The sequence below is a fragment of the Capillimicrobium parvum genome, assembly GCF_021172045.1.
GTDB classification, from domain to species: domain Bacteria; phylum Actinomycetota; class Thermoleophilia; order Solirubrobacterales; family Solirubrobacteraceae; genus Capillimicrobium; species Capillimicrobium parvum.
On the sequence record NZ_CP087164.1, the window covers coordinates 4,573,281 to 4,585,597 of the forward strand.

The window sequence follows — 12,317 nt, forward strand, 5'->3', positions numbered from 1 at the left end:
CTGGGCCGGGCCATGGCCGAGGAGCGCTTCACCGGACGCCCGCCCTCCGCCGCGGTCGCGGCCCGGCTGCCGCCCGGCCAGCACGTCGACGACGGCTTCCCGATCCTGACCGTGGGCCCCACCCCCGCGATCGCGCCCGACGACTGGCGCATGACCATCGACGGGCACGTGGACGCGCCGGTCGAGCTCACCCTGGCCGACCTGCGCGCGCTGCCGCGCTCCGAGTACCGCGGCGACATCCACTGCGTGACGGCGTGGTCCAAGCTCGACACGTCGTTCACCGGCGTATCGGTGGACGCGCTGCTCGACCGGGTGACCCTGCGGCCGGGCGCGACCCACGCGATCGCGCGGTCCTACGGCGGCTACACGACGAACCTGCCGCTCGGCGACCTCCGCGGCGGTCGGGCGTGGGTCGTCTGGGAGCACGAGGGCCGCCCGCTGGCGCGCGCACACGGCGGGCCCGTCCGGCTGCTCGTCCCGCACCGGTACCTGTGGAAGTCGGCGAAGTGGCTGGCGGGGCTGCGCGTCCTCGACCGAGACGAGCCCGGGTTCCACGAGCGCCACGGCTACCACAACGACGGCGACCCCTGGCGCGAGGAGCGCTACTCGATCCCGCGCGAGCGGCGCGAGTGGCAGACGGCCACGGTCGTCGCCACGCGCCGCGAGTCGGCGGCCGCCCGCACGCTGCGGCTCGCACCGGCGACGCCGGCCGCACACGTCCCCGGCCAGCACTACGACGTCCGCCTGAGCGCACCCGGCGGCTACACCGCGGAGCGGTCGTACTCGGCCGCGTCCTCCCCGCTCGACGGCGACTGGGTGGAGATCACCGTCGACCGGCTCGAGGACGGCGAGGTCTCCCCGCACCTGCACGACCACGTCGTGCCGGGCGACCGCATCGAGGTCCGTGGGCCGGTCGGCAACTACTTCACGTGGCGCGGGCAGGCGCCGCTGCTGCTGGTCGGCGGCGGCTCGGGCGTCGTGCCGCTCATGGCGATGCTGCGCCACGCCCGGCACGTCGCGCCCAGCCTCGACGTGCACCTCCTGTACTCCGTCCGCGCGCCCGAGGACCTGCTCTACCGCGACGAGCTCGGAGCCGAGACGACCGTCACCTACACGCGCCGCCCGCCGCCCGGGTGGACGGGCCTCACCGGCCGTCTGACGCCGGACGTCATCGCCGCCCATGCGCGTCCGGACACCGCCGCGTTCGTCTGCGGCAGCCACGGCTTCGTCGACAGCGCCGCGCAGGCGCTCGCCGGGCTCGGGCTCGACTGGGAGCGGATCCGCACCGAGCGCTGGGGCCCGGCCGGCCCGGACTGACGCCGCTCAGTACAGCGTCTGGCGGTACGTCTGCTCGACGAGCTCGTCGAGCGCCTCGGTGTCGCGCGTCTCGACCAGCCGCTGCTCGGTGAGCACCTTGCCGAGGCTCGGCAGCGTGCCCGGCTCGACGTGGCGCTCCGGGTCCCACAGCTTCGCGCGGATGGCGGCCTTGCCGCAGTGCAGGTACGCCGTGCGGACGCGGACGAGCAGGGCGCTCGGCGGCAGGCGGCCGTTCGCGCGGCCGTGCTCGAGCAGCGACGGCTCCTGGGTGACCTCGGCGTCGCCGTGGACGCGCAGCATCTCGCGGACGCCCGGCACGAAGAACAGCAGCGCCACGCGCGGGTCGGCCGCCGCGTGCGACAACGTGAGGATCTTGTTGTTGCCGGGACGGTCGGGCAGGAGCAGCGTGCGCTCGTCGAGCACGGTGACGAACCCCGGCGCGTCGCCCTTCGGCGAGACCGTCGGCGCGCCCTCCTCGTCGACGGTCGCGATGCACACGAGCGGCGAGTGCGCGACGAACTGCCGATGGACCTCGTCGAGGTGGTCCTTGATGAGCGCGAGCGCGATGGGGCTCGGCTCGCCGTACTGCTCGCGCAGCGCGTCGGCGGCCAGGCCCGTGGGCTGATCGGCGTCGGCGGCTGCCACGCGGGCAGCTTAACGGAGCGGTTCGGTCAAGAACCGGCGGCAACGCCCGACTGTCCGGGCTGACATGCGCATCCTGGGCAACGGCCTCGAGTGGCTGGACTGCGTCGCCGGCCTCGCCGCCGAGCGCCACGATGTCGTCGCGCTCGACCGCGCCGCGATCCGCCGCGCGTGGGCGTATCCGCGCGAGGACTGGTGGCGCGCCGTGGTCCCGGACGGCTGGGCGCCCGACGTCGCGCTGTTCTGCTCGCCCGAGTACCACCCGGTGCCGCCGTTGATCGGCGCGCTGCCCTGCCCCGTCGTCCTGTGGGTCGGCGACTGGTACGCGAACTGGCAGGCGGTTTCGTGGATCGCCGACCAGGCCGACCTCGTCCTCGCCGACGCCACCGGGGTCGCCGCCCTGCGCCGCGCGCGGGTCACCGACGTGGTCGACGTCGCCGAGTGCTGCCCCTGGACGTTCGACCCGCGCGTGCACCGCCCCGACTGGGACGCGCCCGCCGAGCGCGACGTCGGCTTCCTGGGCAACTTCAACGAGGCCATCCAGCACGAGCGCAACCGCTGGCTCGGCCGCCTGACCCGCCTGCGCCCCGGCATCCGCGTCGAGCTCGGCTCGGGCCGCTTCGGCGCCGACTACGTCCGCTTCGTCCAGGGCTCGAAGATCGCGTTCAACTTCAGCCTCACCGGCGACGTGAACATGCGTGCCTTCGAGGCGCCCGCCTGCGGCGCGATGACGCTCATCGACGCGGGCGCGGCGCCCGAGGCCGCGCGCTGGTTCGCGCTCGGCCGGGAGGTGGTCGTCTACGACGACGGCAACATCGAGGCCCTCGTCGAGCACTACCTGCACCACGACGACGAGCGCCGCGCGATCGCCCGCGCCGGCTGGGAGCGCGTGCAGCAGCACGGCCCCGTCCAGCGACTGGACCAGCTCCTGGGCCATCTCGAGTCGGTGGCCCGCCGGCGCCGCCCCCTCGACGTCGCCCGCGCGGGCGGGCGCTGCGCCGCCCACGCCCTCAGCGTGCGCGACGACGAGGTGCCCGAGTCCTGCGAGCTGCTGCTGGACCCCGCCGACCGCATCGACCCGTCCGACGGCGCGGTCCAGGTCGCCCGCGCCGCGCTCTACGCCGCACTCGCCGGCAGCGGGCACCCGCAGGCGGCCGAGGCGGTCGGCTGGGCCGACGAGCACCTCCTGCGCGCCATCGCCGCCGACCCGGGCGACGCGGTCGCGCGCCTCAGCCGCGCCCAGCTCGTCTCCGCCGCCGGGCAGCCCGAAGCCGGCCGCGCCATGGCGCTCGCGCTCGCCGACGACCTCCGAGCCGGCCGGGCGACCGCGCAGCCCGACCGCCTCCCGATCGTCGACACGCTCGCCTGGCGCACCCGCCGCCAGGTCCCGATCCTCTCGGGCGCGGACCCGCGACCCGACCTGTCGCGGCTCACGCTCGTCGCCGCGCTGCGGCTCGCCGCGACCCTCACCGCAGACGACCTCGAGACGCGCGCGGCCCTGCTCGCCGAGGCGCTGGACCGCTCCGGCGAGGACCCGGTCGTGCGCATGGAGCTCGCGATCTGCCTGCTCGGGCTGCGGCCCGCCGAGGCGGTGCTCCACAGCGCCGAGGTGGTCGAGCGCCTGCCCATCAACGTCGTCGGCTGGCAGCTGCACGCGCGGGCGCTGGTGTCCGCCGGCCGCCCCGGCGAGGCACGCGCGTTCGTCGCCGACCGCCTCGAGGTCACGGGGCGGGTGCGGGTCGACGAGGGCCTGCTCGAAGGGCTGCACGCGATCATCGCGCCGCTCGCGGCCACCGCCTGACCATCGCCGACTTGTAGCTTGGCTTGATGGCCGAGCCGACCCGCGCCGCCTTCCGGGGCGACATCGAGGGCCTGCGTGCGGTTGCCGTCGGCACCGTCGTGCTCTGCCATGCCGGCCTGGCCGTGTTCGCGGGCGGCTATGTCGGGGTCGACGTCTTCTTCGTCATCTCCGGCTTCTTGATCAGCGGCCTGCTGGTCGGCGAGCTCGAGCGCAAGGGCCGGATCACCCTGAGCGCCTTCTACGGCCGGCGCGCGAAGCGGCTGCTGCCGATGGCGGCGATCGTCCTCGCGTTCGTCGCGGTCGTGTCGGCGATCATGTTCAGCCCGCTGCGCCGCGACCAGGTGTCCGGCGACATCGTCGCCTCGGCGCTGTCGGTCGTGAACTGGCGCTTCGCCTCGCAGGCGATCGACTACTTCGCGTCGACGCAGGACGCGAGCCCGCTGCGCCACTTCTGGTCGCTCGCGGTCGAGGAGCAGTTCTACCTCGTGTGGCCGTCGCTGCTGCTCGCCATCACGTGGCGGCGCCGGCGCGCGGGCAAGTCGGTGCGCCCGGTCGTCTGGGGCGCGCTGACGATCATCGCGGTCGGCTCGTTCGTCTACGGCGTGCACCTCACCGACCGGGTGGCGAGCGTCGCGTACTTCTCGACGCTCACCCGCGCGTGGGAGCTCGCGGTCGGCGGGCTGCTGGCCCTCCTGCTCACGGGGCGGGGTGCGGCGATGGTGCGGCGGATCCCGCGCGCCGCGGCCTACGCAGTCGGCGCGGCGGGGCTCCTGGCGATCGCGATCGCCACCGTGACCTACAGCGAGGCGACCCCGTTCCCGGGCACCGCCGCGCTGCTGCCGGTCCTCGGCACCGCCGCGGTCATCGCGGCCGGATATGCGGCGCCGCTGCCGGTGCTCGACGTCGCCCCGATGCGCTTCGTCGGCAAGATCTCCTACTCCTGGTATCTGTGGCACTGGCCGCTGCTCGTGTTCGCGACCGCCGAGTGGGGTCCGCTGACCGGCGCCCAGGGGCTCGCCGTCCTCGCCTTCTCGCTCGTGCCGACGATCGCCGGCCACCACCTCGTCGAGGAGCGCTTCCACCACTCCCCCGCGCTCGCGGCGCGCCCGGCCCGGGCGCTGCGGCTGGGCGCGGTCTGCATCGCGGTGGCCGTCGTCGGCGGCGTGCTGCTGTCGACGACCGCGCCGAGCGTGCGAACGGCGGCGGCGAGCGAGGTCGCGGGCGCCGCCGCGCTGACGAAGGGCCCCGAGGTCCAGCAGACCGCCGACAAGCTGCGCCCCAACCCGCGCGACGCCGACGGCGACCAGCCCCAGATGTACGACGGCTGCTTCGTCGGGCACGAGGGGCTCGACTCGCCGGCGTGCGTGTACGGCGACAAGCGCTCGAGGAGGACCGTCGTGCTGTTCGGCGACTCGCACGCGATGATGTGGGGACCGGCGATGGACGTGGCCGCCAAGCGCCGCGGCTGGCGGCTGGTGACGCTCGCCAAGCAGGGCTGCACGATCGCGATGACGCCGATCTACAACGGCCCGCTCGGCCGCGAGTACGACGAGTGCGACACGTGGCGCGAGCGCACGCTGCGGCGCATCGTGCGCAAGGAGAAGCCGCGGCTGATCGTCACCGACTCCGTCAGCCGGTACGAGTACATGGACGGCGACAAGCGCTACGGGCCGTTCAGCCCGGAGTCGGTCCGCGCGCTGAGCGAGGGCACCGCGAGGACGCTGCGCCGGCTGCGGGGGACCGGCGCGCCGGTCGTCGTCATGGCGAACGGGCCGACCGCACCGACGAACGTGCCCGCGTGCGTTTCCGACGCGCTGCACGAGCTCGAGAAGTGCGCCTTCCCGAAGGCGGGCAGCGTCGAGGGGCCGCCGATCAACAAGATCGCGGCGGGCCGCGTGGCGGGCGTCGCCGTGATCGATCCGCTGCCGGTGCTGTGCCCGGGCGAGAAGTGCCCCGCGGTGATCGGCGACGTGCTCGTCTACCGCGACAACAACCACATCACCGCGACGTACTCGCGCACGCTCGGGCCGTGGCTCTCGCGCCGGCTGCCGCCGTTGCGCAAGTAACCTCATCGGCATGCCGATGGACCCGACTCACACCGCTCTGGGCTCCTGGTCCGGGGGACGCTTCATGCACTTCGGCGAGCCGCTCGACGACGACCGCCTGACCGCGCTGCTGCGCCCCGGCGACGGCATCGACACCGTCCTCACCGCCGACGTCTACGGCGAGGGCGAGGCGGACCGGCTCGTCGGCCGGGCGCTCTCGGGCGTGCCACGGGACTCGTACTGCCTCGTCGGCGCGATCGGTCATGACTTCTACGAGGGCGAGCGCGCGGGGTCCAAGGGCTTTCCGCGGTTCACCTCCACGCGCGATCCGTCGCAATGGGCGTCCTATGCGCGCGAGGCCACGGAGCGCTCGCTCGAGCGCTGCGGCGTCGACGCGTTCGACCTCCTTCAGCTGCACAACCCGGATCGCACCGGCTACAGCGACCCGCGCGTCTGGGAGGCCATGGAGGCGGTGCGGGCGGCGGGGCTGACGCGGATGCTGGGCGTCGCGCCCGGGCCGGCGAACGGCTTCACGCTCGACCTGATCGACTGCTTCGAGCGGTTCGGCCCGTCGCTGGACTGGGCGATGATCATCCTCAGCCCGATGGAGCCGTGGCCGGGGTCGCTCGTGCTCGACGCGGCGGCCGAGCACGGGGTGCGCACGATCACGCGCGTCGCCGACTACGGCGGGCTGTTCTGGGACGACGTCCACCCCGGGCACGTGTTCCGCGAGAAGGATCACCGGCTGTTCCGGCCCGCGGGGTGGGTCGAGCGCGGCGACGAGCGCCTCGAGCGCATGCGCCCGATCGCCGAGCGCCACGGGCTCACGGTCATGCAGCTCGCGTGCCAGTGGGACCTCGCCCAGCCGACGGTGTCCTGCGTCGCGCCGACGCTCATCCAGGAGGCGGGGCCGGACGCGCGGACGGTCGAATCCAAGCGGGCCGAGCTCGCGGGCGTGCCGGCGTCGGTCGTGCTCTCGGATCCGGAGATCGAAGAGCTGCGCGCGATCGGCGACAACACCGGTTCGATGGTGCTCAAGGGCGCCGCGCTCGACCACGCCGGTGAGCCGCAGCCCGACCGCTGGTCGCTGGACTCCTCGCTGGCCGAGGTGGCGTCGCGGTGGCGCATCGATCCCGCGCGGGATCTCGTCAAGACGGCGTAGCCGAGCTGCGGTGATCCGGGTTGTCGGAGGCACCGGAGAGGCGTACGGTCGGCAGTGGATCCCGGAGAGAGGAGTCCCACCATGCCTGTCGCGTTCATCCTGGACTTCGACGGAGCGACGTCCGCCCAGTACGACGCGGTCATCGAGGAGATGCAGCTCGGCGGCCGCACCCCGCCGGGCGCGCTCTACCACGCCGCTGGACCGACCGAGACGGGGTGGCGCGTCGTCGACGTCTGGGAGACCGACGAGGCGTTCCAGGACTTCACGGCGCGCACGGTCGCTCCGGCCACGCAGGCCCACGGGCTGGCCGAGCCGCGCGTCCAGCGGCTGGAGGTCGCACAGGTGCGGGAGGGCGGCTCGGCCGGCTCGGATGCCGCGCTGCTGCAGGTCGTCCGCATGCCCGGCGTCACCGCCGAGACGTTCCACGCGGCGGACGCCCAGGTCCTGCCGCTGCCCGACGAGATCGTGTTCCACGTCAACGGTCCGGACGAGGGCGGGTGGTTCGTCATCGACACGTGGACCTCGAAGGAGGCACGCGACGCGTTCCTCGAGGAGCGGGTCCGGCCGGCATTCGAGACGGCAGGGCTCACAGGCCCGCCGGCGTTCGAGGACATGTCGCTGCACGCGACGATGATGCGCGCCTGATCGGCTCAGCCGGCGACGGACAGCACCGCGTCGAGCGTGTCCGCCTCCGCCGCCGGCTTGTCCGGGCGGTGGCGGATCACGCGGGCGAAGCGCAGCGCCACCCCGCCGGGGTAGCGCGGGCTGGTCTGGATGCCGTCGAACGCGATCTCGACGACGAGCTCGGGACGGACCTGCACGGCGTAGCGCGTGCGGGCCGTCTCGAGCTCGAGCAGGCGCCGGGTCTGCCAGGCGAGCATCTCGTCGGTGAGGCCCTTGAAGGTCTTGCCGAGCATGACGAAGCTCGTCGCCGTGGAGTCGCCGGGGTCGCGCGCGCCGAGGTGGAGGTTGCTGAGCCAGCCCCGGCGGCGGCCGTGGCCCCATTCGGCGGCGAGGACGACGAGGTCGAGCGTGTGGACCGGCTTGACCTTCAGCCAGCCGGCGCCGCGGCTGCCGGCGGCGTACGGGGCATCGAGGGCCTTGAGCATGATGCCCTCGTGGCCGGCGTCGAGGGTGCGGGCGAGGAAGTCCCGGGCCTGCCGGGTCGTCGTGACGGGCTCGCGGGGCGTGCGCTGGTTGTGCGGGACCAGCTCGGCGAGGAGCGCGGCGCGTTCCCGGCCCGGGAGGTCGATCGTGTCGTTGCCGTCGAGGCGCAGGACGTCGAAGAGGAACGGCGTCAGGGCGATCGCGGGGGTCTTGCTCGAGGTGGCGAACCTCGAGGCGGTGACCTGGAACGGCTGGGGGCGGCCGCCGGGCTTGAGCGCGATCGCCTCGCCGTCGAGGACGACGTCGGCGACCGGCAGCGCCCGGGCGGCGACGACGATCTCCGGCACGCGGGCGGTCACGTCGTCCAGGCTCCTCGTGAAGACCGCCACGTCGCTGCCGCTGCGGTGCACCTGGATGCGCGCGCCGTCGAGCTTGGCCTCGGCGGCGGCGGGGGCGTCCTTGAGCTTGCCGAACGCGTCGTCGACGTCCTTGGCGGGTCTGGCGAGCATCGGGCGGACGGGACGGCCGACCTCGAGCGTAAAGCGATCCAGGGCGTTCGGTCCCTCGGTGAGCGCGGCGTGGGCGACCGGCGCGAGGTCGCCGCGGAGCATGAAGGCGCGCTGGACGCGCGCCGGGGTGGTCGCGGTGGCCTTGGCGAGCGCCTGGACCATGAGGCCTTCGAGCGCGCCCTGGCGCAGGTCGCCGCCGAGGAGACGTCTGAGGTAGGTCTGCTCCGCGGGCGTGGCCTGGGCGAACAGGGCGTGGAGCGCCTGCTTCCTCGCGGCCTGCGAGCCGGGTCCGCTCGTCCGGCCGATCGCGTCGAACGCGGCGTCGACGTCGTGGACGGCCAGCGTCGGCGGGCCGGTGCTGCTCGGGGCCGGGACGTCGCCCAGCGCGGCCCACCCCACGCCGATCTGGCGCTGCCTGAGCTCGCCCGAGAGGAACGCGACGCCGGCCTCGATCTCGTCCGGCCGGAGGTGGGCGAGCGCGGCGGCGAGCTCGGTCGTCTTCGCCGTGCGCGAGCGGGTCGCGCCGATGACGTCCGAGGTGTGCGCGAGGTCGGCGAGCAGCACCCGCGCCATGATGGCGCGCTCGCTTGACGAAGGGTCGGCTGCTCACCAGAGTGTCGTCCTCACCCCGCCGGTTCGACCGAGGAGAGACCTGTGCTGTTCTTCGTGCGCTTCGACGTCACCCAGCCCGCGACCGTGCCGAACGCCGACCTCGTCGAGACCTGGAAGCGCGAGGCCGAGGCGGCCATCGGCGCGATCGAGGCGGGCGCGGTCAAGCACCTGTGGAAGGTCGCCGGCCAGCGGGTCGTGCTCGCGGTCGTCGACCTGCCGACGCCCGAGGACCTCGACCGGGCGCTCGGCGGGCTGCCGATCATCCGCGAGATGGGCTCGGGGGTAAGGACCGAGGCGGTGCCGATCTACGAGTACACGACGTTCGCCGAGGACCTGATGGGCGGGGTCCACGGGCCGTAGCCGTGTGCTTCGGCGCCGATGAGATCCCCCGGCGCGGCGGGTCCCTAGAGGCATGACCACCTCCGACACCGCATCCGGCGGCGGCGCCGCGCGACCGGTCCTGACCGCCTCGGCCGTGGCGACCCGCCTGCCCGCCCACGATCTCGACCGCGCCCGCGCCTGGTACCGCGAGAAGCTCGGCCTTTCGCCGTCGGAAGCCCGCGAGGGCGGGCTGCTCTACCGCGTGCGCGACGGCGCGTTCGTGGTGTTCGCGTCGACCGGGCGGGCGGCGGGCACGCACACGCAGATGGGCTTCGAGGTCGACGACATCGAGGCGGCGGTGCGGCTGCTGCGGGAGCGCGGCGTGGTCTTCGACGACGAGGGCATCCCCGGCCTGCGGATGGTCGACGGCATCGTCGACGTCCCCGGCAACTATCCGAGCAAGGGCACGGGCGAGCGCGGCGCGTGGTTCCGCGACAGCGAGGGCAACCTGCTCGGGCTCGGCCAGCCGGTCGGCGGGCCTTCGCATGGCGGGCCCGTCTCCGTCGTGCGGGGCGTGTTCTCCGCCTGGCGGTCCGGCGACCGCGCCGCGCTCGAGGCGCTGCTGTCCGACGACTTCCGCTTCTTCAGCCCACGCGACGACGGCCTCGACCGCGCCGCATACTTCGAGGTGTGCTGGCCGCACCACGAAGAGCTGGCCGGCCACGACTTCGTGCATATCGGCGAGGTCGAGCCCGGTGTGGTGACGGTCACCTACGAGAGCGGTCGGGCCGGGGGCGGCGAGCGCTTCCGCAACACCGAGGTGTTCACGCTGCGCGACGGCCTCGTCGTGGAGGTCGAGGTCTTCTTCGGACGCACGGTCGGGAGCTGATCTTCACGGACGCCCGTCGCTCGGTCGTCAGTCGAGCGGCACGGAGTCGTCGATGCGGACAGGTGCGAGCAGCAGGTGCCGGCCGGATCCGCGAACATGTCGAGCCCACGAGCGAGGAGGCAACCATGACGTCGAAGGCGGACTTCACCGACGAGGAGTGGACGCGGCTCAAGCGGGCGCCGTTCGTCGCGGGAATGGCCATCTCCCTCGCGGATCCGGGCGGGCCGATCGAGGCCGTCAAGGAGACCTCGGCGACGTTGAAGACCGTGCTCGCGGCCGCCGAGGGCGGGGATCACGGCGGGCTGGTCGGCGAGATCGCGCGCGAGGCCACCGAGGACGGCCGCCGGCACAAGAACCCTCTCGCCGGGTTCAAGCCCACCAAGGGCGCCACGGCGGGCGTCGAGATCCTCGACGAGCTGCGCGCGGTCAACCGCATCGTCTCGGAGAAGGCCTCGCCGGAGGACGCCGAGGGCATGCGCTTGTGGCTGCTCGAGGCCGCGCAGGCGGCGGCGAACGCCGCGAAGGAAGGCGGCTTCATGGGCTTCCACGCGGTGCGGGTGAGCGAAGGCGAGCAGCGGATGCTCGACAGCCTCGGGGAGGCGCTGGCCGCGCCGGCGGGCTGACACCGTCGTCGGCCCTTGGCCGGGATCCGCCGGCGCGTGTCGCCGAGCTTGAGAGGTACGCTCGGGCCATGAGCGAGAAGCACCGCATCGAGCGCGGTTGGATCTTCGTCGACGGCACCCGCCAGGACGACGCCACGATCAAGCTGGGGACCGGCGGCGAGATGCGGTTCAGCCCGTTCGAGGCGATCTCGCAGCGCGAGGACGCACACATCACCTGGGGCGACATCCTCAAGGCGTCGGTGCAGCGACTCGCGTTCTGGCGCAGGTAGCGGACGGGACAGCCAGGGCCCGCGAACGAACGCGCCACGACAGCAGCGGCGAGCCGGCGACGGCGGCGGCCATGGCTCAGCGGTTGTGGTTGACGACCTCGACGTTGTGCCCGTCGGGGTCCAGGACGAACGCGCCGTAGTAGCCCGGGTGGTAGACGGCACGCTCGCCGGGGGCGCCGTGGTCCTCGTAGCCGGCGGCGAGCGCGGCGGCGTGGAACGCCCGCACGGTCGCGTCGTTCTGCGCCGGGAACGCGATGTGGACGTGCTCGGTCAGCGGCCGCCCGTCGTCGATCAGCGAGAAGCTGAAGTTCTCGCCGACCATCTGGACGTGGTCCGGCTCGTCCACGCCGATCCGCAACCCGGCGTGCGGGGCGATCGTGGTGTAGAAGCGCCTGGACGCGGCGGGGTCGCGGACGCGGATCCAGAGGTGGTCGACACAGCCGTCGGGCACGGGGTCCTCGCGCTCCGTGTGCACCGCCTCCGCGCTGTTGCCGTCGGGGTCGAGCAGGAAGCCGCCGTAGTAGTCGGGGCCGTAGACCGTGCGCGGGCCGGGCGCGCCGTCGTCGCGGTAGCCCGCGTCGATCCCCGCCTGCCAGAAGGCGTCCACGGCCTCGCGGGACGGTGCGCGGAAGCCGACGTGCAGGCCACGGGTCACGGGGTGCTCGCGGTCCGTCGCCCCGATGTCCCAGTCCTCCCACTCCACGAGCTCGGCGTCCGCGTGACTCGGCTCGGCGCCCAGCACGGAGAGGACGGTGCGGTAGAAGCGCTCGGACGCGGCGAGGTCCGCGACGGCGATTCCGACGTGGTCGAACACGCCGCCGAGGCTACCGTGGCGGGCACGCTCCGATCCCCGGCGCAGACATCACCGACACGCCGGCGCCCGAGGTCGCCACCGCCGTCGTCTGAGACAATTGACTCAGGAGACCGCCGCTGAAGTTCCTCGGCGAGCGGGACATCCTCGAACGCCAACGAGGACCGTCGCGAAATGAGAGCCGCCCAACCGCAACGCGCTGCGCGGAC

General features: G+C 73.7%; 12 protein-coding genes and 1 pseudogene. 9 read left to right on the forward strand and 4 right to left on the reverse strand.

The window, feature by feature from the left end; all coding sequences use genetic code 11:
- The first annotated feature begins 12 nt into the window (after positions 1-12).
- Positions 13-1,317 (forward strand): molybdopterin-dependent oxidoreductase, encoded by a 1,305-nt coding sequence (locus DSM104329_RS22245; protein ID WP_259312048.1) that lies wholly within the window; start codon positions 13-15, stop codon positions 1,315-1,317.
- A gap of 6 nt (positions 1,318-1,323) precedes the next feature.
- On the opposite strand, the gene DSM104329_RS22250 is transcribed toward DSM104329_RS22245, so the two are convergent.
- The gene (locus tag DSM104329_RS22250; protein ID WP_259312049.1) at positions 1,324-1,962 is read right to left on the reverse strand and encodes an MSMEG_1061 family FMN-dependent PPOX-type flavoprotein; all 639 of its coding nucleotides are present in this window, start codon (positions 1,960-1,962) and stop codon (positions 1,324-1,326) included.
- 64 nt (positions 1,963-2,026) lie between these two features.
- Here DSM104329_RS22250 and DSM104329_RS22255 point away from each other — a divergent pair, with 64 nt between their 5' ends.
- From DSM104329_RS22255 to DSM104329_RS22270, 4 genes are all read left to right on the forward strand, one after another.
- Positions 2,027-3,760, forward strand: coding sequence for a glycosyltransferase (locus DSM104329_RS22255; RefSeq protein WP_259312050.1), 1,734 nt, complete (start codon positions 2,027-2,029; stop codon positions 3,758-3,760).
- Positions 3,761-3,786: 26 nt separating this feature from the next.
- A complete protein-coding gene (locus DSM104329_RS22260; protein WP_259312051.1) occupies positions 3,787-5,826 on the forward strand; it encodes an acyltransferase family protein in 2,040 nt (679 codons plus the stop codon).
- A 16-nt stretch (positions 5,827-5,842) separates the two neighbouring features.
- On the forward strand, positions 5,843-6,967 hold the full coding sequence (locus DSM104329_RS22265; RefSeq protein WP_259312052.1) for an aldo/keto reductase: 1,125 nt from the start codon (positions 5,843-5,845) through the stop codon (positions 6,965-6,967).
- Between the two features lie 81 nt (positions 6,968-7,048).
- The gene (locus DSM104329_RS22270; RefSeq protein WP_259312053.1) at positions 7,049-7,612 is read left to right on the forward strand and encodes a hypothetical protein; all 564 of its coding nucleotides are present in this window, start codon (positions 7,049-7,051) and stop codon (positions 7,610-7,612) included.
- A gap of 5 nt (positions 7,613-7,617) precedes the next feature.
- Here DSM104329_RS22270 and DSM104329_RS22275 read toward each other — a convergent pair whose 3' ends face one another.
- Entirely contained in the window at positions 7,618-9,147 is a 1,530-nt protein-coding gene (locus tag DSM104329_RS22275; RefSeq protein WP_407655942.1) for an ATP-dependent DNA ligase, read from the reverse strand.
- 90 nt (positions 9,148-9,237) lie between these two features.
- Between DSM104329_RS22275 and DSM104329_RS22280 the strand changes: the two genes are divergently transcribed.
- The 4 genes from DSM104329_RS22280 (at position 9,238) to DSM104329_RS22295 (ending at position 11,297) form a co-directional block, all read left to right on the forward strand.
- Complete coding sequence (locus tag DSM104329_RS22280) at positions 9,238-9,555, forward strand: muconolactone Delta-isomerase family protein (RefSeq protein ID WP_259312055.1); 318 nt, start codon at positions 9,238-9,240, stop codon at positions 9,553-9,555.
- Between the two features lie 52 nt (positions 9,556-9,607).
- The gene (locus DSM104329_RS22285; RefSeq protein ID WP_259312056.1) at positions 9,608-10,405 is read left to right on the forward strand and encodes a nuclear transport factor 2 family protein; all 798 of its coding nucleotides are present in this window, start codon (positions 9,608-9,610) and stop codon (positions 10,403-10,405) included.
- Positions 10,406-10,530: 125 nt separating this feature from the next.
- A complete protein-coding gene (locus tag DSM104329_RS22290) occupies positions 10,531-11,028 on the forward strand; it encodes a hypothetical protein (protein ID WP_259312057.1) in 498 nt (165 codons plus the stop codon).
- 68 nt (positions 11,029-11,096) lie between these two features.
- Positions 11,097-11,297: a hypothetical protein gene (locus DSM104329_RS22295; RefSeq protein ID WP_259312058.1), complete on the forward strand. Its 201-nt coding sequence runs from the start codon at positions 11,097-11,099 to the stop codon at positions 11,295-11,297.
- 76 nt (positions 11,298-11,373) lie between these two features.
- On the opposite strand, the gene DSM104329_RS29195 is transcribed toward DSM104329_RS22295, so the two are convergent.
- A complete protein-coding gene (locus DSM104329_RS29195) occupies positions 11,374-11,748 on the reverse strand; it encodes a VOC family protein (RefSeq protein ID WP_407655943.1) in 375 nt (124 codons plus the stop codon).
- A 39-nt stretch (positions 11,749-11,787) separates the two neighbouring features.
- A pseudogene (locus DSM104329_RS29200) lies at positions 11,788-12,111 on the reverse strand (VOC family protein); the annotation flags it as partial.
- Positions 12,112-12,317 lie beyond the last annotated feature (206 nt).